General features: G+C 71.4%; 21 protein-coding genes and 2 pseudogenes. 5 read left to right on the top strand and 18 right to left on the bottom strand.

Going from position 1 to position 24,950, the window contains the following annotated elements:
- Positions 1 to 127: 127 nt before the first annotated feature.
- Positions 128 to 691 (bottom strand): annotated as a pseudogene (locus OTB19_RS04550) (LysR family transcriptional regulator); the annotation flags it as partial.
- Positions 692 to 789: 98 nt separating this feature from the next.
- Here OTB19_RS04550 and OTB19_RS04555 point away from each other — a divergent pair.
- Positions 790 to 2,067: an MFS transporter gene (locus OTB19_RS04555; RefSeq protein ID WP_267796645.1), complete on the top strand. Its 1,278-nt coding sequence runs from the start codon at positions 790 to 792 to the stop codon at positions 2,065 to 2,067.
- Between the two features lie 148 nt (positions 2,068 to 2,215).
- Positions 2,216 to 3,214, top strand: coding sequence for a sigma-70 family RNA polymerase sigma factor (locus OTB19_RS04560; RefSeq protein WP_267796647.1), 999 nt, complete (start codon positions 2,216 to 2,218; stop codon positions 3,212 to 3,214).
- Here the strand turns inward: OTB19_RS04560 and OTB19_RS04565 are convergent.
- The 12 genes and pseudogenes from OTB19_RS04565 to OTB19_RS04620 all read right to left on the bottom strand — a co-directional run bounded on the left by OTB19_RS04565 (position 3,110) and on the right by OTB19_RS04620 (position 16,874).
- Entirely contained in the window at positions 3,110 to 3,460 is a 351-nt protein-coding gene (locus tag OTB19_RS04565) for an STAS domain-containing protein (protein ID WP_267796648.1), read from the bottom strand. The genes OTB19_RS04560 and OTB19_RS04565 overlap by 105 nt on opposite strands.
- Before the next feature lie 219 nt (positions 3,461 to 3,679).
- Complete coding sequence (locus OTB19_RS04570; protein ID WP_267796650.1) at positions 3,680 to 4,957, bottom strand: thymidine phosphorylase; 1,278 nt, start codon at positions 4,955 to 4,957, stop codon at positions 3,680 to 3,682.
- A gap of 131 nt (positions 4,958 to 5,088) precedes the next feature.
- Positions 5,089 to 5,487 carry a cytidine deaminase gene (locus OTB19_RS04575; protein ID WP_078999525.1) on the bottom strand — a complete coding sequence of 133 codons (399 nt, stop codon included), beginning with the start codon at positions 5,485 to 5,487 and terminating at the stop codon, positions 5,089 to 5,091.
- Positions 5,484 to 6,749 (bottom strand): ABC transporter permease, encoded by a 1,266-nt coding sequence (locus OTB19_RS04580; RefSeq protein ID WP_267796651.1) that lies wholly within the window; start codon positions 6,747 to 6,749, stop codon positions 5,484 to 5,486. Before OTB19_RS04580 ends, OTB19_RS04575 begins: the two co-directional genes overlap by 4 nt.
- Positions 6,746 to 7,861 carry an ABC transporter permease gene (locus tag OTB19_RS04585; protein ID WP_267796652.1) on the bottom strand — a complete coding sequence of 372 codons (1,116 nt, stop codon included), beginning with the start codon at positions 7,859 to 7,861 and terminating at the stop codon, positions 6,746 to 6,748. The genes OTB19_RS04580 and OTB19_RS04585 overlap by 4 nt, the downstream gene beginning before the upstream one ends.
- Entirely contained in the window at positions 7,858 to 9,597 is a 1,740-nt protein-coding gene (locus tag OTB19_RS04590; RefSeq protein ID WP_420716794.1) for an ABC transporter ATP-binding protein, read from the bottom strand. The genes OTB19_RS04585 and OTB19_RS04590 overlap by 4 nt, the downstream gene beginning before the upstream one ends.
- Before the next feature lie 143 nt (positions 9,598 to 9,740).
- Positions 9,741 to 10,808, bottom strand: a complete 1,068-nt coding sequence (locus OTB19_RS04595; RefSeq protein ID WP_267796653.1) for a BMP family lipoprotein — start codon at positions 10,806 to 10,808, stop codon at positions 9,741 to 9,743.
- Between the two features lie 245 nt (positions 10,809 to 11,053).
- On the bottom strand, positions 11,054 to 12,322 hold the full coding sequence (locus tag OTB19_RS04600) for an amidohydrolase (protein ID WP_267796821.1): 1,269 nt from the start codon (positions 12,320 to 12,322) through the stop codon (positions 11,054 to 11,056).
- 137 nt (positions 12,323 to 12,459) lie between these two features.
- A complete protein-coding gene (locus OTB19_RS04605; protein WP_267796654.1) occupies positions 12,460 to 13,665 on the bottom strand; it encodes a hypothetical protein in 1,206 nt (401 codons plus the stop codon).
- A 75-nt stretch (positions 13,666 to 13,740) separates the two neighbouring features.
- Positions 13,741 to 14,649: an N-acetylneuraminate synthase family protein gene (locus OTB19_RS04610; protein ID WP_267796822.1), complete on the bottom strand. Its 909-nt coding sequence runs from the start codon at positions 14,647 to 14,649 to the stop codon at positions 13,741 to 13,743.
- 402 nt (positions 14,650 to 15,051) lie between these two features.
- Positions 15,052 to 15,489, bottom strand: a pseudogene (locus OTB19_RS04615) (cytidylyltransferase domain-containing protein); the annotation flags it as partial.
- Positions 15,486 to 16,874 carry a DUF6716 putative glycosyltransferase gene (locus OTB19_RS04620; protein ID WP_267796655.1) on the bottom strand — a complete coding sequence of 463 codons (1,389 nt, stop codon included), beginning with the start codon at positions 16,872 to 16,874 and terminating at the stop codon, positions 15,486 to 15,488. The gene OTB19_RS04620 and the pseudogene OTB19_RS04615, both read right to left, overlap by 4 nt.
- A 176-nt stretch (positions 16,875 to 17,050) precedes the next feature.
- Here OTB19_RS04620 and OTB19_RS04625 point away from each other — a divergent pair, with 176 nt between their 5' ends.
- Together OTB19_RS04625 and OTB19_RS04630 are read left to right on the top strand one after the other, a co-directional pair.
- A complete protein-coding gene (locus OTB19_RS04625; protein ID WP_267796656.1) occupies positions 17,051 to 18,025 on the top strand; it encodes a glycosyltransferase family 2 protein in 975 nt (324 codons plus the stop codon).
- Complete coding sequence (locus OTB19_RS04630) at positions 18,022 to 19,350, top strand: polysialyltransferase family glycosyltransferase (protein ID WP_267796657.1); 1,329 nt, start codon at positions 18,022 to 18,024, stop codon at positions 19,348 to 19,350. Before OTB19_RS04625 ends, OTB19_RS04630 begins: the two co-directional genes overlap by 4 nt.
- 41 nt (positions 19,351 to 19,391) lie before the next feature.
- Here the strand turns inward: OTB19_RS04630 and leuE are convergent, their stop codons facing one another.
- On the bottom strand, positions 19,392 to 20,036 hold the full coding sequence (leuE, locus tag OTB19_RS04635; protein WP_267796658.1) for a leucine efflux protein LeuE: 645 nt from the start codon (positions 20,034 to 20,036) through the stop codon (positions 19,392 to 19,394).
- Positions 20,037 to 20,465: 429 nt separating this feature from the next.
- Positions 20,466 to 20,726 carry a hypothetical protein gene (locus OTB19_RS43550; RefSeq protein ID WP_420716795.1) on the bottom strand — a complete coding sequence of 87 codons (261 nt, stop codon included), beginning with the start codon at positions 20,724 to 20,726 and terminating at the stop codon, positions 20,466 to 20,468.
- Between OTB19_RS43550 and OTB19_RS04640 the strand changes: the two genes are divergently transcribed.
- The gene (locus tag OTB19_RS04640) at positions 20,725 to 21,345 is read left to right on the top strand and encodes a L,D-transpeptidase family protein (protein ID WP_324289583.1); all 621 of its coding nucleotides are present in this window, start codon (positions 20,725 to 20,727) and stop codon (positions 21,343 to 21,345) included. The genes OTB19_RS43550 and OTB19_RS04640 overlap by 2 nt on opposite strands.
- A gap of 180 nt (positions 21,346 to 21,525) precedes the next feature.
- Here OTB19_RS04640 and OTB19_RS04645 read toward each other — a convergent pair whose 3' ends face one another.
- The 3 genes from OTB19_RS04645 to OTB19_RS04655 all read right to left on the bottom strand — a co-directional run bounded on the left by OTB19_RS04645 (position 21,526) and on the right by OTB19_RS04655 (position 24,886).
- Positions 21,526 to 22,545 (bottom strand): hypothetical protein, encoded by a 1,020-nt coding sequence (locus OTB19_RS04645; RefSeq protein WP_267796660.1) that lies wholly within the window; start codon positions 22,543 to 22,545, stop codon positions 21,526 to 21,528.
- Entirely contained in the window at positions 22,545 to 23,300 is a 756-nt protein-coding gene (locus tag OTB19_RS04650; RefSeq protein ID WP_267796823.1) for an RNA polymerase sigma factor, read from the bottom strand. The genes OTB19_RS04645 and OTB19_RS04650 overlap by 1 nt, the downstream gene beginning before the upstream one ends.
- Before the next feature lie 311 nt (positions 23,301 to 23,611).
- Positions 23,612 to 24,886, bottom strand: coding sequence for a tyrosine-type recombinase/integrase (locus OTB19_RS04655; protein WP_267796661.1), 1,275 nt, complete (start codon positions 24,884 to 24,886; stop codon positions 23,612 to 23,614).
- Positions 24,887 to 24,950 lie beyond the last annotated feature (64 nt).

A 24,950-nucleotide genomic window follows, 5' to 3' on the forward strand; every position in this document is an offset into this window, starting at 1 on the left:
CGGTCGCCCTCAACCTGATCCGACTCCACGCCTGGTGGAACGGCCACCCCATCGACCGGACCAGAACCACCCACCTCGCCCGCCTCGAACTCGCCCTGACAGCCTGACCGAATTAACCATCAGGGTCGGCGAGGCGGTGGTCGTCCGGCACGACCAGGCGCAGCCGTTGCTCGTCGAGGCGGCGGGCCACCAGGTCGGGGGCGTCGGGCAGCGGTGAGGTGAGGCAGAGGTCGAGTTCGCCGGCGCGCAGCCGCTCCAGCATGGCCTCGCCGTAGTTCTGGACGAGGGAGAAGCGGATGCGCGGGTGGTCGGCGCGGAAGGCGCGGATCAGGCCGGGGACGGTCTCGGACCCCAGGGTGTGCAGGAAGCCGAAGGCGACCTTGCCGGCGGTGGGGTCGGCGTCCTGTTGTACGGACTCGGCCGCGCGGGCGATCTCCGCGAGGGCGCCTTCGGCCGAGGCGAGGAAGGTGCGTCCGGCGGTGGTGAGGGCGACGGTACGGCCCTTGCGGGCGAACAGCGTGACGCCCAGGTCCTGTTCGAGGCGGACCACGGCCCGGGACAGGGTGGACTGCGGCACGCCCAGTTCGTGGGCGGCGCGCGTGACGTGCTCGTGCCGGGCCACGGCGACGAACCAGGTGAGGCGAGGGGCCAGCAGACGTGTCACCGCCATGTCTTCTTCGTAACGGTTCATTGACATGCGCCCCTGTGACCTGTGGTGATGCAGCAGTGGATCGATTATGGCGAATCCATGCATTGGACGCATCAAAAACGCGGGCCTACGGTTTTGGCATGCCTCCCGCTCATACCGGGGCACCCGTCATCCCGGGTGCCTCCCCCTTGTCGTTTCCCGCACCGGAGCCCCACTCCCCCGGCCGCCCCGGCTACCGCCGGATGAGCCTCGCGCTCTTCGCCGCCGGGCTCGCCACCTTCGCCCTCCTCTACTCCACCCAGGCGCTGCTGCCCGCGGTCTCCGCCGGTTTCGGCGTGACGGCGGGGCAGGCCAGTTGGACGGTGTCCGCGGCCACCGGCGCGCTCGCGCTGTTCGTCCTGCCGCTCAGCGCGCTGTCCGAGCGGTTCGGGCGGACCCGGATGATGACCTGGTCGATGGTGATCGCCGTCGCTCTCGGGCTCCTCGTCCCCTTCGCACCGAACCTGGAGTGGCTGATCGTGCTCCGCGCGGTGCAGGGCGCGGCGATCGCCGGCATCCCGGCCTCCGCGATGGCGTACCTGGCCGAGGAGGTCCGGCCGAAGGCGCTGGTCGGGGCGATCGGCCTGTTCGTCGCGGGCAACTCCATCGGCGGCATGAGCGGGCGCATCGTCACCGGATGGGCGGCGCAGGCGTGGGGCTGGCGGGCCGGTCTGCTGACCGTCGGGCTGATGTCGCTGGCCTGCGCGGTGGCGTTCCTGGTGCTGCTGCCCCGGGCCCGGTTCTTCCGGCCGGCCTCGCTGAACCCGCGCGCCATGGGCCGCACGGTCGCCGGTCACCTGCGGGATCCGCTGCTGCTGCGGCTGTACGGGATCGGCGCGCTGTTCATGACCGTCTTCGGGGCGGTGTACACGGTCGTCGGGTTCCGCCTGGTCGACGAGTTCTCGCTCGGACAGGGCGTCGTCGGCTCGGTCTTCCTGGTGTACCTGGTCGGCACGGTCTCCTCCGCGGCCGCCGGTCGGCTGGTGGCGCGGGCCGGGCGGCGCGGCGCGCTGTACCTGGCCGTGACCACGACGGCGCTGGGGCTGCTGCTGTCGCTGGCGGACTCGCTCGCCGCGATCCTGGCCGGGCTGGTGCTGATCACCGCGGGCTTCTTCGCGGGGCACGCGGTGGCCTCGGCGGCGGTGAGCCGGACGGCGAAGACGGGCCGGGCGCAGGCCTCGGCGCTCTACCAGTCCGCGTACTACCTGGGCTCCAGCGCGGGCGGCACCCTGGGCGCGCTCGCCTACCACGCCTCGGGTTGGGCGGCGACGGTCGGGATCGCGCTGCTGGCGGTGCTGGGCGTCGTGTCGATCACCCTGTACGGGTCGCACGCGGCCCGCTCCGAGCGTCGGCCGATGGCCGCGGCGGTGGCGCGGTGACGCGTACCCGTTGAGGGAGCGGTGGCGGGGACGTGCCCGAGGGCGCGTCCCCGTCGGCGTGTCCGGGCTGGTCAGGGCGCTGCGCAGGCGATTGTCAGACCCCTCCGGTAGCTTCCGGGGTATCGGACCGACCAGGGGGATCGACGCCATGAGTGACCTTGCGACCAGCCCGGAGCTGGATGCGGCCATGGACCGCTACCGGGTCGAACTGACCGGCTACTGCTACCGCATGCTCGGCTCCTCCTTCGACGCCGAGGACGCGGTGCAGGACACGTACATCCGTGCCTGGCGGGCCCACGAGAAGTTCGAGGGCCGCTCCTCGCTGCGCTCCTGGCTGTACCGGATCGCGACCAACGTCTGCCTGGACCTGCTGAACGCGGGGAACAAGCGGGCCCGCCCGATGGACCTCAGTGCCCCACAGCACCAGGCCTCCGCCGTGCTGAACGAGCGGCCCGAGGTGACGTGGTTGGAGCCGGTCCCCGACGGGCGGGTGCTGCCGCAGACCGCCGACCCGGCGGAGATGGCGCTGGCCAAGGAGTCGGTCCGGCTGGCGTTCGTGGCGGCGCTCCAGCACCTGCCGGCGAAGCAGCGGGCCGTGCTGATCCTGCGCGAGGTACTGGCCTGGAAGGCCGACGAGGTCGCCACCCTCCTGGAGACCACGGTGGCCTCGGTGAACAGCGCGCTCCAGCGGGCGCGGGCGACGCTCGCCGGTCAGGGGATCCGGGAGAGCGACCCGGCGGACCCGTTGGACGCGGACCAGGCGAGACTGCTGGAGCAGTACCTGAGCGCCTTCGAGGCGTATGACATCACCCGCCTCACCACCCTCCTGCACGAGGACGCCGTGCTGTCGATGCCGCCGTTCGACCTCTGGCTCCGCGGCCACGAGGACATCGCGGCCTGGCACCTGAACCAGGGCATCGGCTGCAAGGGCTCCCGGCTGATCGCGACCACGGCGAACGGCATGCCGGCCTTCGGCCAGTACCGGCCGCGCGAGGACGGACGTCCGGGGCACGAGCCGTGGGCGCTCCAGGTGCTGGAGATCTCAGACGGGAAGATCGTCGGGCTCAACGCCTTCCTGGACACCGCCCGGTGGTTCCCGCTCTTCGGGCTCCCCCAGCAACTCGACGAGACCGACGAGGGCCAGTAGCACGCGCAGGGAGGGTCCGGCGCCGGTGAGCCGGAGCCGGACGCCGGCCCGGCGGGCCGCGAGGGCCAGTCGGGCCACCGCGTCCACGACGCCGAGGCCGGGCCGGGTCAGCGCGCTGACGTCGCACGCCACCTCGCGGGGGCCGTCCCGGGCGAGCCGGCCGATGCGTTCGCAGAGCGCGGCGACATCCCGGGGCAGCGGAGCGGGCCCGGGGACGGTCAGGGATTCGGATTCCGTCGTGTCCACACCAGGGTGGACCTCCGGGGGGACCCGAACTCATCGGTCCCGGATCCCGATCCACATCCCGATCCCGATCCCGGTCTCGATCCCGGCGTGCCCCGGCGGTGGCCCCGACCCCGCGTGACGCCGGCTCCGACCCAGACCCCGGCCCCGGTCCCTGTCCCGGTACGACGAACGGGACCGGTGGGGGTCCACCGGTCCCGTTCACCCGAAGGCGGCCGCTGGTCAGGCGATGCGGTCCAGGACGATCGGCGTGGCGGTGAACGGGGTTCCCGCCGCGGCGATGTCGAAGGTGCCGTCCAGCGCGGACAGCGCGTAGTCGAACTTCTCCGGGGTGTCGGTGTGCAGGGTCATCAGCGGCTGGCCCGCCACCACGGTGTCACCCGGCTTGGCGTGCATTTCGATGCCCGCGCCGGCCTGCACCGGGTCCTCCTTGCGCGCGCGGCCGGCGCCCAGGCGCCAGGCGCCGACGCCCACGCCGTAGGCGTCCAGGCGGGTCAGCACGCCGGACTCGGGGGCGGTGACCACGTGCTGCTCGCGGGCCACCGGCAGGGCCGCGTCCGGGTCGCCGCCCTGGGCGGAGATCATCCGGCGCCAGACGTCCATCGCGGAGCCGTCGGCCAGGGCCTTCTCCGGGTCGGCGTCCTTGATGCCCGCCGCGTCCAGCATCTCGCGGGCCAGGGCCAGGGTCAGCTCGACCACGTCGGAGGGGCCGCCGCCGGCGAGGACCTCGACGGACTCGCGGATCTCCAGCGCGTTGCCGGCGGTCAGACCGAGCGGGGTGGACATGTCGGTGAGCAGGGCGATGGTCTTGACGCCGCTGTCGGTGCCGAGGGCGACCATCGTCGAGGCGAGCTCGCGCGCGTCCTCGATGTTCTTCATGAAGGCGCCGCTGCCGACCTTGACGTCCAGGACCAGGGAGCCGGTGCCCTCGGCGATCTTCTTCGACATGATCGAGGAGGCGATGAGCGGGATGGCCTCGACGGTGCCGGTGACGTCGCGCAGCGCGTACAGCTTCTTGTCGGCCGGGGCCAAGCCGTCGCCCGCCGCGCAGATGACGGCGCCGGTGGTGTCGAGGACGTGCAGCATCTCCTCGTTGGAGAGCAGGGCGCGCCAGCCGGGGATGGACTCCAGCTTGTCCAGGGTGCCGCCGGTGTGGCCGAGGCCGCGGCCGGAGAGCTGCGGGACGGCCGCGCCGCAGGCGGCGACGAGCGGGGCGAGCGGGAGGGTGATCTTGTCGCCGACGCCGCCGGTGGAGTGCTTGTCGGCGGTGGGGCGGGAGAGGGAATCGAAGTTCATCCGCTCGCCGGAGGCGATCATCGCGGCGGTCCAGCGGGCGATCTCGCCGCGGTTCATGCCGTTGAGCAGGATGGCCATCGCCAGCGAGGACATCTGCTCGTCGGCGACCACGCCGCGCGTGTACGCGTCGATGACCCAGTCGATCTGCTCGGGGCTGAGTTCGCCGCGGTCGCGCTTGGTGCGGATGACGGAGATGACGTCCATGAGGGTGACTTCCTTCCGGCGGTGCGTACGTTCGAAAACTCTACGCGCATAGAGACATGCGGGGTGGCATGGAGGGGTGAAGGGGAACGGCCCTTCCGCCCGCGGGCGGAAGGGCCGTCACAGGGATGCGGCTATCTGAGGTGGTCGGGCCCGAAGGCCTGCGGGAGCATCGCGGAGAGCGGCAGGATGCCCTCCGGCGTCTCCACCTGGAGTTCGGGGCCGCCGAACTCGAACAGCAGCTGGCGACAGCGGCCGCACGGGACCAGGATGTCGCCCTTGCCGTCCACGCACGTGAAGTGCGTCAGCCGGCCGCCGCCCGTGGCCTGGAGGGAGGACACCAGCCCGCACTCGGCGCACAGGCCGAGGCCGTAGCTGGCGTTCTCCACGTTGCAGCCGACGATGGTGCGGCCGTCGTCGACCAGCGCCGCCACCCCGACCGGGAAGCCCGAGTAGGGGGCGTACGCCCGGGACATCGCGTCCCGGGCCGCCTTGCGCAGGCCGTCCCAGTCGGGGGCGTCGGCCGTCGTCACTTGCCCTGACCCTTGCGGTACGGCATGCCGTCGGCCTTGGGCATCCTCAGGCGCTGCGCGGAGAGCGCGAGCACCAGCAGGGTGGTGACGTACGGGGCGGCGTCCACGAACTGGCTCGGGACCGAGTCGGTCACGGCGTACCAGAGGAAGATCAGCACGGCGAAGACCGCGGAGACGGCCGCCGGGACGTACTTCTTCTTGTAGCCCTGCCAGAGCGCGGCGAGCAGGAGCACGATCGCGACGAGCAGCAGCAGCGCGTGGACGTTCTCGGCGCCACCGCGCAGCTTGAGGCTGTCGATGAAGCCGAACAGGCCCGCGCCGAGCGCCATCCCGCCGGGCATCCAGTTACCGAAGATCATCGCGGCGAGACCGATGTAACCGCGGCCGCCGGTCTGCCCCTCCTGGTAGATCGAGCTGGCGACGATCGACAGGAACGCGCCGCCGAGGCCGGCCAGGCTGCCCGAGACGATCACGGCGATGTACTTGTACTTGTACACGTTGACGCCGAGGGACTCGGCGGCCACCGGGTTCTCGCCGCAGGACCGCAGCCGCAGGCCGAAGGTGGTGCGCCACAGCACCCACCAGGTGCCCGGGATCAGCAGCAGCGCGACGACGGTCAGCAGCGAAAGCTCGGTGACCAGACCGCCGATGACGCCGGCCAGGTCCGAGATGAAGAACCAGTGCTTGCCCTGGAGGTCGGACATCCAGTCGGACAACCCCGGCACGGTGATCTTGTAGATCGGTTCGATCGACGGGGACTGCTTGGAGGAGCCGCCCGGCGCGTCCGCGAACGTGAAGTTCGACAGGTACTGGGTGAAGCCCAGGGCGAGGATGTTCACGGCCACACCGGAGACGATGTGGTTGACGTTGAAGGTGATCGTGATGATCGCGTGCAGCAGGCCGCCGATGGCGCCACCGATGATGCCGGCCATCACGCCGGTCCAGGGGCCCCACTGGTAACCGGCCCAGGCACCGAACCAGGTGCCGAGGATCATCATGCCTTCGAGGCCGATGTTGACGACGCCCGCGCGTTCGGCCCACAGACCGCCGAGACCGGCGAGGCCGATCGGCACGGCGAGGGACAGGGCGCCCGACACCTGACCGACCGAGGTCAGGTCGTTGGCACCGCTGATGACGCGGACCAGCGAGATCAGCGCGAGGCCACCCGCGATGATCAGCATGATCCAGGGCAGGCTGAGCTTCTGGCGGCCGCCGGACTTCTTCGGGGCGGCGGCCGTCGCGGAAACGGTGCTGGTGCTCACGCCGCGACCTCCTTGTCGGTCTTGATGGCGTGGCCCGCGGCCAGTTCCTCGCCGACCTTCTGCTGCTGGCGGCGGATGCCGTAACGGCGGACGAGCTCGTACGAGACGACGACCGCGATCACGATGAGGCCCTTCATGATCGTGCCGATCTCCTTCGCGTACCCGGCCGTGTCGAGCGAGGCCGAGGCCTTGTCGATGAAGGCCATCAGGAACGCGGCGAGGAGGATGCCGACCGGGCTGTTGCGGCCGAGCAGCGCGATGGTGATGCCCGTGAAGCCGACACCGACCGGGAAGGAGAGGTTGTACGTGTGGGTCTCGCCCAGCAGCTGCGGCATGCCGGACAGGCCGGCGACGGCGCCCGAGATCAGCATCGAGGTGATGATCATCTTCTTGGCGTCCACGCCGGACGCCTGGGCGGCGGACTCGCTGGCGCCGGTGGCGCGCAGGTCGAAGCCGAAGCGGGTGCGGTTGAGCACGAACCAGTAGACGATGCCGAGGGCGAAGGCCACGAAGGTGAAGCCGTAGATCTCCAGGCCGTCACCGATGGACAGCGCCGGGAACCAGCCGGACTCGGCGATGTCGCCCGTGGTCAGGTCGTTGGAGCCCTCCGGCTGGATGCCGAGGTTCTTCGGCAGGATCAGCCAGGCGATCAGGCTGGTCGCGATGGCGTTCAGCATGATCGTGGAGACGACCTCGCTGACCCCGCGCTTGGCCTTCAGGACACCCGCGATGCCGGCCCAGAAGGCACCGGTCAGCATGGCGACGACCACGATCAGCAGGATGTGCAGCGGACCCGGCAGGGTGACGGCGGTGCCGACCACGGCCGAGATCATCGCGGCGAGGCGGTACTGGCCGTCGACGCCGATGTTGAAGAGGTTCATCCGGAAGCCGATGGCCACGGCCAAGGCCGCCAGGTAGTACGTACCGGCCTGGTTCACGATGAGGACCTGCACGTCCTCATAGGAGGCGTTCTCGACCATGAGTCGCATGGGCTCGATCGGGTCCACGCCCGTCGCGGCCAGCACGACCATGGTCAGCAGGAAGGCGCTGACCAGCGCGAGCGCGGGGCCGGCGAAGCCGAGGAGCAGCCGGTCCTTGTCGAATTTCTTCATCGGGCCTCGTCCTCCGGGGCATCGGCACCAGCGTCGGTACCGGCGGAGTGGTTGTCGGTGGCTTCCAGGTGCCCGGAGGCGGCGCCCGTCATGGCGGTGCCGAGTTCCTCGGGGGTGACGGTCGCGGGGTCCGCGTCCGCGACCAGGCGGCCGCGGTAGATCACGCGCAGGGTGTCGGACAGGCCGATCAGCTCGTCCAGGTCCGCGGAGATCAGGAGTACGGCCAGTCCCTCGCGGCGGGCCTCGCGGATGGCGTCCCAGATCTGCGCCTGCGCGCCGACGTCCACACCGCGGGTGGGGTGGGCGGCGATGAGGAACTTCGGGTTGTGGCTCATCTCGCGGCCGACGATCAGCTTCTGCTGGTTGCCGCCGGAGAGCGAGGCCGCGGTCACCTCGATGCCGGGCGTGCGGACGTCGTACTCGCGCACGATCCGCTCGGTGTCCTTGCGGGCGGCCTTCGGGTCGAGGATGCCGCGCTTGGAGTTCGGCGACTCGGTGACGTGACCCAGGATGCGGTTCTCCCACAGCGGGGACTCCAGCAGCAGGCCGTGCCGGTGGCGGTCCTCGGGGATGTACCCGATGCCGCCCTCGCGGCGCTTGCGGACCGACGCCTTGGTGATCTCGGTGCCGTCGAGGGTGATGACGCCGGCGTCCGGGGTGGTCATGCCCATCAGGGCTTCGATCAACTCGGTCTGGCCGTTGCCCTCGACGCCCGCGATGCCGAGGACCTCGCCCTTGTGGATCGTGAAGGCGATGTCGTCCAGGAGCAGGCGGCCGACGCCGGTCAACTCGTGGACGAAGGCGTCGGGCAGGCCCGGCGTGCGCGCGGTGTCCTCGGTGTTGACGGGGGGAAGACCACCCTCGGCGACGGTCAGACCCGCCACCTTCAGCATCGGGACGTCCGTCACGGTCGACTCGCGGGTCTCCGGGGAAGGGAGTTCGGAGCCGACCATCAGCTCGGCGAGCTGCTTGGTGGTGGTGTTGCGCGGGTCGGCGGTGCCGACCGTGGTGCCGCGACGGATGACGGTGATGTCGTCCGCGACCTTCAGGACCTCGCCCAGCTTGTGCGAGATGAAGATGACGGTCAGGCCTTCGGCCTTGAGCTCGCGCAGGTTGTCGAAGAGCGCGTCCACCTCCTGCGGCACGAGCACGGCGGTCGGCTCGTCGAGGATGAGGATCTTCGCGCCGCGGTAGAGGACCTTGAGGATCTCCACGCGCTGGCGGTCGGCGACTCCGAGGTCCTCGACCAGGGCGTCGGGGCGCACGCCGAGGCCGTACGCGTCCGAGATCTCCTTGATCTTCTTGCGGGCCTTGGCGCCGATGCCGTAGAGCTTCTCGCCGCCGAGAACCACGTTCTCCAGGACGGTGAGGTTGTCGGCCAGCATGAAGTGCTGGTGCACCATGCCGATGCCGCGGGCGATGGCGTCGCCGGGGCTGGAGAAGGTGACCTGCTCCCCGTCGATGGCGATGGTGCCCTCGTCCGGCTTCTGCATGCCGTAGAGGATCTTCATCAGGGTCGACTTGCCGGCGCCGTTCTCACCGACGAGGGCGTGGACCGTGCCCTTGCGGACGGTGATCGCGATGTCCTTGTTGGCGACGACGCCGGGGAAACGCTTGGTGATGCCGTGCAGTTCTACGGCGAGAGGGGGGCTGGACGCGTTGATGACGCACTCTCCTTGGCGCGGAAGGAGCTGGAGGCAGGAGGACAGGGCGGGGAGAGAAGGTATCGCGTCCACGATGCCTCTACGCGCGTAGCACTGTCGAAAGTGAAAACTTGCGGCCAACTGACCACAAGGAACACCGAACACGGCTCGGGGCCCGGGAGCGATAGAGACCGCTTCCCGGACCCCGGAGACCATTACCGCATGTCGGACGGCCCTTACGGGGCGGTCTTGACGGTGATCTTCTTGGCGATGATGTCGGCCTTGGCCTTCTCCACCGCGGCGATGACTTCAGCCATCTTCTTGTACTCGGGGTTGGAGTCGGCCAGGCCGACGCCGTCCTTGTCCAGGCCGTAACGGATCTCGCCGTTCTCCGGCTTGCCGTCCTTGACCGACTTGATCAGGTTGTAGACCGAGTCGGAGACGTCCTTGGTGACCGAGGTCAGGATGCGGTCCTTGTACTTCGACAGACCGGCCTGGTTGTACTGGTCGGAGTCGACGCCGATGGCCCACTTGCCCTTGGCCGAGGCGGCCTCGATGGCACCGGAGCCCGCGAGACCGGCGGCGGCGTAGACCACGTCGGCGCCGCCCGCGTCGATCTGGCCGTTGGCGGCGGCCTTGCCCAGGTCGGGCTTGGAGAAGCCACCGAAGTCCGGGGGCTGCGTCAGGTAGGCCGACAGCACCTTGGCGTTCGGGTTGGTGTCCTTGACGCCCTGGGTGAAGCCCGCCTCGAACTTCTTGATCAGCGGAACCTCGACACCGCCGATGAAGCCGACCGTGCCGGTCTTCGAGACCTTGGCGGCGGCGACGCCGGCCAGGTAGGAACCCTGCTCCTCGTTGAAGACCAGGTTGGCGATGTTCTTGCCGGTCACCGAGGTGTCGTCGATGATGCCGAACGTGGTGTTCGGGAACTTCGGCGCGACCTTCTTGATGGCCGGGGCATAGGCGAAACCGACGCCGATGACCGGGTTGTTGCCCTTGCGGGCCAGCTCGGTGAGGCGCTGGACCTTGTCGGCCTCGCCCTCGCCGTCCGTGGGCTCCGCCTCGGCGGTGGTGATCTTCAGCTCCGACTTGGCCTTCTCGAGACCCGCGAAGGCGGCGTCGTTGAACGACTGGTCGCCGCGGCCACCGATGTCGTACGCGATGGCGGCGCCGGCGGCGGCCTTCGTCTCCGAGGAGGAGGACGAGGGGCTGTCAGACGACTTCTTACCGCCACAGGCGGTGGCCGAGAGGGCCAGCGCGGCGGACGCGAGGCCCACGGTGGCGATCCTGGTGATCCGGCGCAAGGGGAGGCTCCTTCAAAACCTGACCGAAGCGCCACGACCGGCGCTGGTTTCGCGGCGATCGTAACGCGCGTAGATGTCAGTTAAAGGCCCGTTCATGAGTCGTTATCGGATCGTCGCGAACCGGACAGTGACCGATCGGTGACTCCTCTTGTGTCCAGCCCTTGCGTACCAAGGGCTGGACACGTATACCGACCGGCCACCGGATGATGTAGGGACGCCGTGAGGTCGGCGTCGAGCGGGCGGTGTTATCCGGCCGATCGCCCCCGGTGGGCGTCGAATCGGGCCTCGACTCGCCCGTCGAGCAGGGCCGCGGCGGTGAAGAACTCCACGCCGACCCCGATCGCGGACTCGTCGACGTCGAAGTCGCCCCGGTGCAGGTCCTTCTTGGTCGTGTCCCCGGGCTTGCGGACGCCCAGGCGGGCCATGGCGCCGGGGACGTCCTCCAGGTACCAGGAGAAGTCCTCCCCGCCCAGGCTCTGCTCGGTGTCCTCGATCGACTCCGCGCCGAGCCGGGCCGCCATGGACTCGCGGAGCAGTTCGGTGACCACCGGGTCGTTGACCACCGGCGGGACGCCCCGGACGTAGGTGATCTCCGACTTGGCCCCGTGCAGGGTCGCGATCTCGTCGATGGCGGCGTGGATCTGGTCGGGGGCCTCGTGCCAGGCGTTGATGTCCAGGCAGCGAACCGTCCCCGACAGTTCCGCGTGCATCGGGATGACGTTGCAGGCGTGCCCGGACTCGATCCGGCCCCAGGTGACCGACATGCCCGACCGGGCGTCCAGCCGGCGGGCCAGCACGGCCGGGACGTCCACGGCGACCCGCGCGGCGGCCGTCACCAGGTCGGTGGTCAGGTGCGGGCGGGCGGTGTGGCCGCCGGGGCCGGCCAGGGTGACCTCCAGGCGGTCACAGGCCGAGGTGATCGGGCCGGCCCGCAGTCCGATCCGCCCCGAGTCCACCCGGGGGTCGCAGTGCACCGCGATGATCTTGCCGACGCCGTCGAGCACCCCGGATTCGATGGCGTCGCTGGCCCCGCCGGGCAGGACCTCCTCGGCGGGCTGGAAGAGCAGGCGCACGGGGTTCGGGAGCAGGCCCTGCCGGTCGAGTTCGGCGAGCACCAGGCCGGCGCCGAGCACGACCGAGGTGTGGACGTCGTGTCCGCAGGCGTGCGCGCGGTCCGGGATGGTGGACCGGTACTCGACGTGCACCTTGGCGTCCGGGATGGGCAGGGCGTCGATGTCCGCGCGCAGGGCCAGCATCGGCCGGCCGCCGTCCCGCGTCCCCACGTCACAGATGAGGCCGGTGCCGGACTTCAGCACCCGTGGTCGCAGGCCGGCCTGTTCCAGCCGGGCCTTGATCGCCGCCGTGGTGCGGACCTCCTGGTGTCCCAACTCGGGATGCATGTGCAAGTCCCGGCGGAAGGCGATCAGTTCGGCACGCAGGTGGTCCGGAAGCTTGCCGGGCAGCTCGGGCTGGTCGGGCTTGCCGGGCAGGGCGGTCTGGGACTCGCGGGACATCAACTGGTTCACCCGTTTAAGGGTAGGCCCACCGACGGGCCAACTGGCTGGAGATCACAAAAAGTTCATGCCGTTAGGGGAAAGAAACCCGACCTCTGGACGCATGACCGTATGCGTGCGCGGGTAAACTCGCGCGCTCATCCGGCCGCCGGAGCGGTCTGAGCGGGGAGTCTGCGCACATCACGGGCGGTGTCGGTGACCCCGGCGAGGAAGCCGCGGGCCCGCGGCGAGGCGCCGGCGGTGAGCCAGTCGGGATCGACCTCGCACACGGCCACGGTGACGCCGGTGCCGATCAGGGCGTACGGCAGCGTGTGGACGACCGTGGACGGAAAGCTGACGATGGTGCGGCCCACCGGCCCCCGCCGGGCGATCAGCTCCAGCGGCAGGTCCGGGCGCACGATCTCCAGCCCGGTCGCCTCGCTCAGCTCGCGCAGCTTCTCCGGGGACTCGCGGCGGTGCGCGAAGTAGCGGGTCGCGCCGTGTTCCCTGGTCAGGGCCAGGACTGCGGCCCGGTAGCGGGCCGGATCCACCACGCCCGTCTCCACGAGCGAGGTGCCGACCAGGTCCGTTCCCCTGGTCAGGCGGGGCGGGCCGAAACGGGCCCGGGTCCAGGCGAAGTCGTTGAGCCGTACCTCCATCCCGGGCAGCGGGGTGACCGGCATCGAGGTGAACACCTCCACCCGGCGACGGTCGCCGCCCGGGGTCAGCCTGCGACGCGCGGTCCCCGACACCGGGGCGTACGCCAGCTCGCGCACCCGGGCCCCGGCGCCGGACCCCGTGCGGTGCCAGCGGCGCAGCCGCTCCCCGCGCCCGAGCTGCGCGACGAACTCCATGGTGGCGGTGCCGTCGTCGACGACCACCAGTTCGGCGGCCCGCGCCGGGGCCAGCAGGAGCTGGACGAAGCGGGAGAAGGGGTCGCCGACCACGATCCGCTCGGCCCTGCGGACGTCGGCGGCGAGCGCGGCCAGCGCCTTGAACGGGGCGCCGGCGCCCCCGCGCGCCTCCTGCCAATGGACGGTGTACCCCTCGTCGCGGGCGAGCCCGGCGACCCGGCGGAGCTGCCCCCGGGACATCGGGTCGGTGGGCGGGAGGACCACGATCGTCGGCGCCTGCGGGCCCGACGCACCGGAGCCGGGCAGGGTGCTGGGCCCGCCGGCGCGGCCGGCGGATCGCCCCGGCTGGCTCGGGACGCCGTCCAGCAGCCGGCCGCCGGCCGGGCGGGCGGTCCCGTCGTCGGCGCGGGCGGTTCCGTCGTCGGCGCGGCGCGCGTGGGCCCACTCCAGCACGTTCAGCAGCTGGACCGGGCTCTCCACGAAGGCCAGGGTGGATGCGGAAGGGATCACCACGTTCTCCTCGTCAGGTGCGGGGGTACCGCGCGCGCCGGGACCGCGGGCCGCGCCGGGGGCGGAGCGGAGCGGTCAGACCGCCGTGAGGTCGCCCTGGAAGCGGCGGAGCTTCTTCATGGGGGCCAGCTCGGACTCGTAGACGCGCTTGACGCCGTCGCCGAGGGCGGTCTCGATGGTGCGGATGTCGCGGACCAGGCGGGTCAGGCCGCCCGGCTCGACGGAGGCGGCCTGGTCGGAGCCCCACATCGCCCGGTCGAGGGTGATGTGGCGCTCGACGAAGGTGGCGCCGAGGGCGACGGCGGCCAAGGTGGTCTGGAGGCCGGTCTCGTGGCCGGAGTAGCCGATGGGCACGTTGGGGTACTCCTCCCGAAGGGTGTTGATCACCTTCAGGTTGAGCTCCTCGGCCTTGGCCGGGTAGGTCGAAGTGGCGTGGCAGAGAAGGATGTTGTCGCTGCCGAGCACCTCGACGGCGTGCCGGATCTGCTTGGGGGTGGACATGCCGGTGGACAGGACGACGGTGCGTCCGGTGGCGCGCAGCGCGCGCAGCAGTTCGTCGTCGGTGAGGGAGGCGGAGGCCACCTTGTGGGCGGGGACGTCGAACTTCTCCAGGAAGGCGACGGCCTCGGTGTCCCACGGTGAGGCGAACCAGTCGATGCCGCGCTGGGCGCAGTGCTCGTCTATGGCCAGGTAGTCGGCCTCGTCGAACTCGACGCGGTGGCGGTAGTCGATGTAGGTCATCCGACCCCAGGGGGTGTCGCGTTCGATGTCCCACTGGTCGCGCGGGGTGCAGATCTCCGGGGTGCGCTTCTGGAACTTGACGGCGTCGCAGCCGGCTTCGGCGGCGGCGTCGATGAGCGCGAAGGCGTTGCCGAGGTCGCCGTTGTGGTTGATGCCGATCTCGCCGACGACGTAGACGGGGTGACCGGGGCCGGCGGTGCGCGAACCGAAGCTGCGGAGGCGGGAGTTGGCGGTGGCGCTCATGTCAGGTGACGTCCTTCGAACGGTGCGTACGGGTACGGGGCTCGGGTCGGGGCGTACGAGGGGCTGTGGTTCGGGGTGGGGTTCGGGTTCGGCTCCGGGGCGGGCATCGGCTCCGGGTTCGAACAGCGGGGCGACGAGACGGGCCCGGGCCAGGTCGTGCGGGTCGTCGATCTCCAGCACCCGCGCCGGGTCGGTGGCGACGGGCAGGGTGCGGCCGAAGAAGCGGTGCCGGGCGGCACGGAACCCGGCGGCGGCCATCGCGTAGGCGGCGCCGGTCTCCAGGAGGTCCTGGGGGCGGTCCTGGCGGCGGGGCCGGTGGGTCGTCTCGTGGTTGACCCCGAGGCCGGTGCCGTCGGCGTCGGCCCGCCAGAGGAAGCCGTGGAAGGGGGCCACGGTCAGGGCGGAGTCGGCGGCGCCCGAGGCGACGGCGGCGGCCACGGACTCGACGTCGGAGGGGGTGAGGAAGGGGCTCGTGCACTGGACCAGGAGGACCACGTCGACGGTGACGGAGTGGAGTTCCTCGAACGAGTCCAGCGCGTGCAACAGGGCGGCCTCGCTGCTCGCGGTGTCCCCGGAGAGCGCGGCGGGGCGGCGCACGGCGTGGGCCCCGGCGGACCGGGCCGCCCGTGCGATGGCCTCCGAGTCGGTGGAGACGACCACGTCGGTGACGGTCGGCGCGGCCAGGCAGGCGCGTACGGCCCGCGCCACGAGGGGGGTCCCGCCGACCTGGGCGAGGTTCTTGCCGGGGACGCCCTTGGAGCCGCCGCGGGCGGGGATCACCGCGAGCACCCGGGCCCCGGGGTCTGCGGCGCGGGGCCGGGGCGCCCGGCGGGCGCTCACAGCTCTCCCAGGCGTCGGATCACGGGGGCCACCCGTTGTACGCCGTGCCGGTAGGCGCCCCGCGCGGCCTCGCGCAGGTGCCCGCGGAGCCAGCGGCGGGCCGGGGACAGCCCCGCGTCCCGTCGGACGGCGCCTGGCAGCGGGGTCCCGTCGGGGGCGAGGTGGTGGCGGGCGAGGATGCCGGGGAGGTATCCGGGGGCGGTGACCGGGGTGTAGTACGGGGCGACGGGCGGGAGTCGGTCCCGTCCCAGGAGGTCGGCGAGTCGTGCGCGGGCGGCGCGGAACGGGTCGGCGGCTCCGGGCGCGGCCGTGGAGGCGTCCCGTGCGGGGGCGCCCGGGCCGGCGATCGGGGCGACGCCCTGGTCGGCCAGCCAGGCCGGGTTCGCCCTCGGCAGCAGCCCCTCGTCCAGTTGGTCCCAGGAGGCCAGACAGCCGGAGCCCAGGAAGTGGTGGTTGCCGAGCGCCTCGCGGATGCCGAGGTCGGTCAGGACGGCGGTCGGGATGCCCCGGTGCAGGGATTCCAGGGCCGCGGTGGAGGACACCGTGACCAGCAGGTCGGCGTCGTCCAGTACGTCGCCCATGTTTCCGTACACCAGGCGGCAGTTGGCGGGCAGGCCGCCCGGCAGGCGGTCGGCGAGCCGCTGGTAGGGGTGCTCCTCCAGGTGCGTGGTGTGCTCCCCGGGCCGGCTGCGGAGTTTGACCGACACCTGCCGGTCGGGGTGGCGCCGGGCGTGTCCGGCGGCCCGTGCGAGGAGGTACGCGCGGTCCGCGCGGCTCTCCGGCACGGAGGGTTGGACGGCGAAGACGACCGTCCGGGCGCGGCCCGCGTCGGGCACGTGGGGGGCGCCTCCCAGGAAGGGCAGCGCGGTCTCGGTGACCGCGTCCGGATCGGCGCCCACGCCCTCGTACACGGCGCGGAAACGGCCCGCGTCGTGACGGGAGTTGGCGAGGACGAGGTCGGCGCCGTGCCGCAGCAGCAGACCGTCGGCGAGCTTCTCGTAGACGACTCCGACGTAGCCGGTGACGAACACGGGGCGCGCGGCCGGGTCGGGCCACAGGGCGCGGGCCCCGTGCAGGACGGCCTGGACGGCGCCGCCGACGAGGGCGAGGACGACCACGTCGTGGCGGTCGCGTCCGGGGGCGATCTCCGCGAGGAACTCGGCGCAGGTCACCTCGGTCGGCCCGGCGTCCGTTCCCGTGCCCGCCTCCACGCCCACCTCGCCGAGTTGGCGCGCGGTGGGGGTGGCCCGGCCGCGCAACAGGTATCCGGTGGGGAGGCGGTCGGGTGCGAGGCGGCGCGCGGTGAGGGCACCCCATTTCCACCGCGTGTCGGAATCTGCGAGTACGGCGATGCGTCGATCGCCACGACTGCTACTGGCTGGCACCCGGCCGAAGTTATTCCGCATTTCCGGTGATCGGCCCAACGAGCGCACAACAGCTGGTTAACAACCCGTCGACGAAACGCGAAAGCGGACGGGTTAACGCGCCCGCCCCGCGTCGTTCACACGGAATACGCGCCCGGGTCACGGTGAATGACGGACGGCGCCCTAATGTCTCGCTGGTGGTCAAGCTCTCTGTCGTCGTGCCGTTCTTCAACGTGCAGACATACGCCCCGGATGCCCTGAAAAGCCTCGCCCTCAATGCTCGGGAGGACTTCGAGTTCCTGCTGGTCGACGACCGGTCGACGGACGGGACGCCCGAACTGTTGGAGCGGGCCGCCGCCGAGTTGCCCGGCGCGGTGTTCCTCGGACGGGACGAGAACGGCGGCCTGGCCACCGCCCGCAACACCGGGTTGGACGCGGCGCGCGGCGAGTACCTCGCCTTCCTCGACGGGGACGATTGGCTGGCGCCCGGTCACCTGGCCCGCACGGTGGCCGCCATCGAGGCCCTGAACTGCGATTTCGTCCGTACGGACCATGTCCAGGTCACGGGGCGGGCGCGCAGTGTGCAGCGCGTCCCGTACGGGCCCGAGGGGGTCGTGGCCGATCCGCGTGCCGGGATCCTGCCGGCCGGGCGGGCCACGGCGGTGGACTATCCGTTCGCCTGGGCGGGGATGTACCACCGGCGGCTGTTGGACCGGGGTCTGCTGCACTTCACGGACGGGTTGCGGACGGCGGAGGACCGGCCGTGGATCTGGCGGCTGCACCGGGAGGCGAGGTCCTTCGCGCCGGTCGGATTGCCGGGGGTTTTCTACCGGCGGGGCATTTCCACCTCGCTGACCCAGATCGGCGACGAGCGTCAGCTCGATTTCATTCGCGCATTTGATCAAGTTCTTTCGGAGGCGGCGGCCGACCGGGAATCCGATCTGCTGCTCCCTAAAGCCGTTCGCACATATTGCGCCATCATCGCGCACCACATCGGATCCATCGAAAGGTTCGAACCGGCCGTGGCCAGAAAACTCCGCGCGGTGAGCGCGGCAGCCCTCGCGCGGATGCCCCGCGCGGTGTTGGAGCAGGCCCTGGACTCGATGGACACCGAGCGCTCCACGCTGCTGCGCCGGCTGCGCCGCCGCGGCCCGGCGGGAGCCGCCGCGTGAACGTCACCCAGATCTTCCTCGCGTCCACCTCGTACGGTGCGGCGACGCTCGCGGCCGGCGTCGACGCGGGTGTCTTCCCGCCCGCCGGCCGGCGGATCCTGCTGACGAGCAACCACTCCGTCACCCCCGAGGTCACCCCCGGGCTCACCGCGATGCCGGGGTTCGACGCGCTGCGCCGACGCTTCGACGAGGTGCGCGATTGGAACGCCTTCATCACACCGCAGCACCCGGGCACCTGGACCCCGCGCGCCGAGGACGTTCCGTTGTGGGAGCGGCAGTTGAGGGCCTCGTGGGGGCTCGGGGAGGACCGGGTCGAACTGGTCGTGGAGTCCCTCCAGGTGCCGCCGGCGCAGGGCTTGTGCCAGGTGTTCCCGGGCGCGGCCGTCGACGTGTACGCCGACGGGCTGATGAGTTACGGACCGACCCGCGTCCGGCTCGACCCGCGGATCGGGATGCGGGTGCGGCGGGTCCTGCACCTGGACCTGGTTCCGGGGTTGGAGCCGTTGCTGCTGACGGAGTTCGGCGTGCCGGCGGAGTCGGTGCCCGCGGCGGACTTCCTGAAGGTGCTGGCGGAGCTGACCTCGTACGGGGAGCCGCCGGCGGACGTGGGCGGCTCCCCGGCGGTCCTGTTGGGCCAGTACCTCGCGGCGTTGGAGCTGATGTCCGCGGCGGAGGAGGAGGACCTGCACGTGGAGATGGTGCGGGGCGCGTACGCCCGGGGCCATCGGGAGCTGGTCTTCAAGCCGCACCCGAGCGCGCCGGCGGCGTACTCGCGGCGGGCCGAGGAGGAGGCGCGGCGGTTGGGGGCGCGGCTGACGGTGATCACGGAGCCGGTGTTGGCGGAGACCCTGTACGAGCGGCTGCGGCCGGCGCTGGTGGTGGGCTGCTTCTCGACGGGCCTGTTGACGGCGTCGACGCTGTACGGGATTCCGGTCGCCCGGACCGGGACGGCAGCCATGTTGGAGCGGTTGACCCCGTACGAGAACAGCAACCGGATCCCGTTGGTCCTGGTGGACGCCCTGCTGCCGGACCTCGCGGCGGCGGACACGCCGCCCCGGGTCGATGACCTGCCCGCCCTGGTGGCGGCGGTGGGCTTCGCGATGCAGCCGCGCGTGCTGGCGGAGCGGCGGGCGGACGCGGAGCGCTACCTGGCCGCGCACCCGACGGCGGACACCGCGCGGTACTTCAGGCGCCGGCGGCTGACGGCGCTGGCGTTGCCGGGCGGGGTTCCGGCGCGGCTGTCGTTCCTTCCGCGCAACCCGCTCGTGCGCCGGGCGGGCCGTCGGCTGCTGCGCCGGTTCCCGGTGCTGCGCCGCCTGCGCTGACGCCCGGCGCGTCAACCGATCCGGCTCCGCGCCGCGGTCGCTCAGCCCGTGGCGAGTTTGGCGGCGAAGCCGAGGAAGAGGACGCCCGCGGCGGAGGTCGCGCCCGCGGAGAGCCGCTTGCGGCGGCGGAAGGCCGCCGACAGTCGGGTGCCGGTGAAGATCAAGGTGGACAGGTACAGGAAGCTGGCGAGCTGCGACAGCGTGCCGAGGAGCAGGAAGGACAGGGCGGGGTAGGCGTAGCCCGGGTCCACGAACTGCACGAAGAACGACAGCAGGAACAGGATGGCCTTGGGGTTGAACAGGCTGACCACCAGCGCCCGCCGGTAGGGCCGCTCGTCCGCCGCGGCGGGTTCGGCCAGCGCCTCCTCCTGGCGCAGCGCCCGGTCGCGCCACATCCCCCACGCGGCCCGCATCATGCCCACGGCGAGCCACGCCAGGTAGCCGGCCCCGAGCAGTTTCACCACCGTGAACACCACCGGGCTGGCCTGGAGGAGCGCGCCCGCGCCGGCGGCGGTGAGGACCATCAGGACGGTGTCCCCGGTGAACACGCCGGAGGCGGCCTTGTACCCCTCCCGCACTCCCTTGCGCGCCGCGACGGACAGCACGTACAGCGAGTTCGGTCCGGGGAGGAGGACGATCAGGACAAGGCCCGCGAGATACGTCGGCAGATCGGTGACACCCAGCATTCCGCGAGTGTCCCATGCCGGTCCGAACGTCCGACAGTCATTTCGCCGCCCCCGTCCCACGCGCCACGGGCGCCGTGTACTCCCTGGGAACGGCGTTCCGGACGGCGCCCCTCGGAGCCCGCCCCTCGATCACGTGTTCCCTCCCCCGGGGAGCCCGCGAGCCGCGGCGGGACGGCTCGGGCGGCCGCGGCGCGGATCGCCGTCGATGTCGACATCCGGCGGGGTCGGTAGGCGCCACGCGACGCGGTCCTTCGTGGAAGCGACCGGCCCCGGACTGATACAACCTCCCCCAGCCGATGCCCGGGGCGCCGGCGCCGCGATGGCCGCTGGTCACAATGCCGCAACATCCCGCGGGCGCCCGCAACTCTCCATGGCCGTGAGGCATCACCTAGTTACACAACGCTGAAATCGGGGGACCGCAATGCCACGTCAGAGAGTCTTGATCCGCACGCTCGGGTTGGCCACCGCCGTCGCGCTCGCCGCGACCGCCTGTGGACCGCAGAAGTCGGAAACCCCGGGTTCCGCCTCCTCGGCTCCGTCGGCGTCCACGGCGGCGCCGTCCCCTTCCGCCTCGTCCTCCGGCTCGGACGACAAGCCCGGCAGCCCCTCGCCGTCGGCGTCGCCCTCGTCCTCGGCGTCGGCTTCCCCGTCGGCCTCCGCCTCGCAGTCGCCCGCCGTCCGGCCGATCATGGCCAACGGGGACGAGAGCGAGCAGATCCGCGAACTCCAGGCACGACTCAAGCAGCTCAAGCTGATGTCGGTGGCGCCCACCGGCTTCTACGGTTCGAAGACGACCGCCGCGGTGAAGACCTTCCAGTCGGGCCACGGCCTGCCGGCGACCGGTTCGGTGGACGACGCGACCTGGAAGAGCGTCCAGGGGGCCAGCCGCAAGCCGACCGCCGCCGAGCTGCGTCCGCCGACCACCATCGAGGTCGACACGCCGGACCCGCGGTGCATGCAGGGCCGGGTGATGTGCATCAGCAAGGAGAGCCGGACCCTCGCCTGGATGATCGACGGCAAGATCGTCTCGTCGTTCGACGTGCGCTTCGGGTCGGAGAACACCCCGACCCGCGAGGGCGAGTTCAAGGTCGAGTGGAAGGCCAAGGACTGGACGTCGACGATCTACCACACGCCGATGCCGTACTCGATGTTCTTCAGTCAGGGCCAGGCGGTGCACTACTCGTCGGACTTCGCGGCCCGCGGGTACTCGGGCGCCTCGCACGGCTGCGTGAACGTCCGCGACAAGGGGAAGCTGGCGGCGCTGTTCGACCAGGTGAAGGTGGGCGACAAGGTCGTCGTCTACTGGTGATCCGCGAGCGCGGCGGGGTCTTGAAGTAAAGGGCGCGGGCAGGGCCGGGGGAACGTGCCCCGCCCGCGCCGGTTGCGCAGAGCCCAGAGGTACGGGGGGAACCCCGGCTCATGCGCGGCCGATGACCAGTCGGCTCGATATGTACTGCGCCGGCGATTCGAAAAGTGTTACAGCGGTGGTTCAGCTCTTCGTGCGGAAGCCGAGCGCGCCGCCCGGGTTCAGGGTGGGCGACTGCGGAACGGTGGCCCCGTCGTTGCTTCCGGGACCGCTCTTGGTGCCGTCGGGGCCGTCCAGCAGGGCCTCGCAGAAGCGCGCGATGTTGGCCCGGTTCTTGGCGAGACGGATCAGGTGGTCGCGCCGCTCGCCGACGATGTGCCCCATGCGGTACTCCTCGCACAGGTCCCTGGCCGCCCGCACCCTGCCCTCGCGCTCGCGGTCCTTGCCGCCGCCGGCGGGAGTGGAGGTGCCGAAGCCCTTCTCGTCGGGCCGCTCGTCCGCGGCGTCGTCCGTGCCGACGGGGCCGGAGCTCGTGGCGATGGGGCCCGCGGTCGGTCCCCCCACGGTCTCGGGGGTCATGCGGGACCCGCCGTCCGGGGTCGCCGAGACGCCCGGGGCGCCGGTGCCGGCCCCGCCGCCGTCCCGCATCGGGGTGGTGGGACGCGGCTGCGGGGCGGTGTGCGTCGGACCCACGAGGTCGCCGGACGCCGTGGGGTCCGAGTCCGCGCCGACCGAGACGCTCGGCAACGGGCCCGCCGCCTCGTGCGAGGGCCGGTCCAGCAGCCCGGTGCCCACGGTGGCCGCCAGCCCGCCGACGGCGACGCTGGCCAGGGCGGCCGCCAACCCCAGCCGCACGGGCGCGCCGCGTCGCCGCGGCGCGGGTACGCGGACGCGTACGGGCGGTGCGGGGACCAGGTCCACCAGGACGTCGCGTGCGCCGGTCGGATCGGCGTCGGCGCGGGCCGTCGGGCTCGTCCCGGGCCGGGCGACGCCGTGGGCCGCGCGGAACGCGGCCAGGGCCGCGGCCTCGCCGGGCAGCTCCAGCCCGGGGGCGAGCGGTGGGGTCAGCGCGTCGAGCGCCGTGCGCAGTCGGGCCGCGGCGGCCCGGTCGCGCGGGTCGGCCTCGGGGCCCAGCGGTGGTTCCCCGCGCAGCAGTCGGTCCGCCGCGGCTCTGTCCAGCCACCTGTCGCGCTCGTCGGCCATCACATGTCCTTCTGCGTCCGCCAACGTGAATGCGTCACACCGGTTTGTTCTACGAGGCCCCCGCCGCGGCCGCGCTGCGCCGGTACGGCGTCGAGATCTCGTACGCCCCCACCGCCCCTGGCCTGGCCCTCGGCATTATGACCGACCCGCAGGCCCGTGCCCGCTTCCGGATCGGACAGCACGAGGGCGCCGGGATCGGCGCCGGCCTCGGCGCCCAGCAGTTCGGCGAGCTTCTTCAGGCCCCGGTGCGCGGCGGTGCGCACCGCGCCCGGGCGCTTGCCGAGGGTCTCGGCGGCGCTCTTGGCGTCCAGGCCCACGACCACCCGCAGGACGACGGCCTCGGCCTGGTCCTGCGGGAGCTGGGCTATGAGCGCCATGGTGAGGCCGGTGGAGAGCGACTCCATGGCGGCGCCCGCCGTGTCGCAGTCCGCGGCGCGTCCGGTCAGTTCGCTCTCGTCGCCCCCGATGGCGGGCCGCCGTCCGCGCATGCGGATGTGGTCGAGGGCCCGGTTGCGGGCGATGCGGGCGGCCCAGCCGCGGAAGCGGTCGGCGTCGCCGGTGAAGGAGTCGAGGTCGCGGGCGATCTGCAGCCAGGCCTCGGAGGTGACGTCTTCCGCGTCGCCGTCGCCGACGAGCGTGCGTACGTATCCGAGCAGGCGTGGGTGCGCGGCGCGGTACACAGCACGGAACGCGTTCTCGTCGCCGTCCTGTGCCGCGAGCACCGCGGCGGTCAGCTCCGCGTCGTCCCCCAGCAAAGTCCCCAACCCGTTCACTGTCCTGTACGTGTGGCGCAAATCCGCACGTTACGGCTTTCACGTACCTCTCGTCCACGAGTTGTACAGCCGGCAACCAACCCTGTGCGGAGCGGGGTGTGACACAAAACGCATCCGGGGCGCTGACAGGGATACGGGCTTGTCGCACGAGTCCGTGTCGGACGGCGACCGGGGCCTCTCCTGTGGGGGGTGGCGGCCTCGGTCGTCATCCTTACTTCTTAGGCTCTGACCTGCGGGTTCATGGGGCTCAACCGGGCGCCATGACCAACCGCATGACCAACGCGTCCGCCAGTTCATCCGATCCGCCCCAGACCGATGCGCTGCGCCGTCCCCGAGGCCAGCTTGCGCGCCCCCTCCACCCGGCGCTTTCCGTACTGGGCCATCGTGTAGCCGGGCGAGTGATGCCTCACGTTCGCAGAGACCTCCACCGGGTTCTCCCCCGCGTCCAAGTCGTTCGTGACCTTGCTGTGCCGCCAGTCGTGGATGCGAAACCGGTCCGGGAGGCCCAGCCGCTCTCGGGTGGTGCGCCACCGTGCACTGACCTGGCCGGCGTCCTGCGCCTGGCCTGGGGTGATCCCACCTTTGTAGAGCATGTATCCGTCCCGCGCGAAGATCAGGCCGTTGTCCTCCCAGGAGGGGCCGAGCTTCTCCTTCCACATCTCCTGACGCTCCCGCGCCACCTTGAGGACGTTCATGAGCGCCTGGTCGACATAGATGATCGCGGCGTCATCTCCGTCCTTGGTGAGGCGCCTCAAGACACTCTTGTTGCCGACCTCGACGACGACCCACTCCAGCTCGATGGCGCAGTCGTCCCAGTGAACGAGGTTCCACTTCATCCCAAGAGCCTCACTGCGACGGACACCCGTGGCGGTGTACGTCGTCCACAGCGGTGCATCGCGGGTGCAGAAGTGCAGAGGCCCGCATCCGCGCTGTCCGCACGGTGTCCAAATGTCCTCAAGGAACCGACCCGTGCTGGCGTCGTCGAGCACCACGTACTTGCGCTGCTGGGCCTTGACCTGCCGGACGGTGGGCGGGCTGGCGGTGGCCGCCGGGTTGACCGGGATCAACTTCTTGATGACCGCAGCCGCGAACGCCGCCGACAGGATGTTGTGCACGTGGCGGACCGACTTGGCGCCCAGCGGCTTGCCCCTGTTCGATGGGCACGGGGCCGTCTCCAGCATTCGGTATAGCGCGTCAAGATCGTCGTCGGTGATGTCCTTAAGCTTCTTCGCCCCCAGGTGCGGCTTTATGTGCAGCCGGATCTTGGTTTCGTACGCTGCGCGAGTAGTGTCCTCAACCCGGTGCGCGATGAACCACTTATCCATCCATGCACTGAACTGCATATCCGAGCGCGGAGCGACGGACCCCGCCTCGTGAGCCGTCAGCCACTTATTGAGAGCCTTACTGGCCTCGGTTTTAGTCGCATATTCACGTCCGATCCAGAACCGCACCTTCTTTGCCTGAATCGGGTCGTAATGGAGGGGCGTTCTCACACCCCAGGTATTCGACCTGCCACGTCGCGGTATCTCTACCGGCGAACCGCCCAGGCCGTTGGCCTTCTTAGCCACTCATAACCCTCCCATCTTCATTTCCGGGCACGCCCGGTTTGCAGTGTTCCTCGACGCGGGGTTG

Source organism: Streptomyces sp. H27-H5 (assembly GCF_026627505.1).
In the GTDB taxonomy this organism is placed as follows: domain Bacteria; phylum Actinomycetota; class Actinomycetes; order Streptomycetales; family Streptomycetaceae; genus Streptomyces.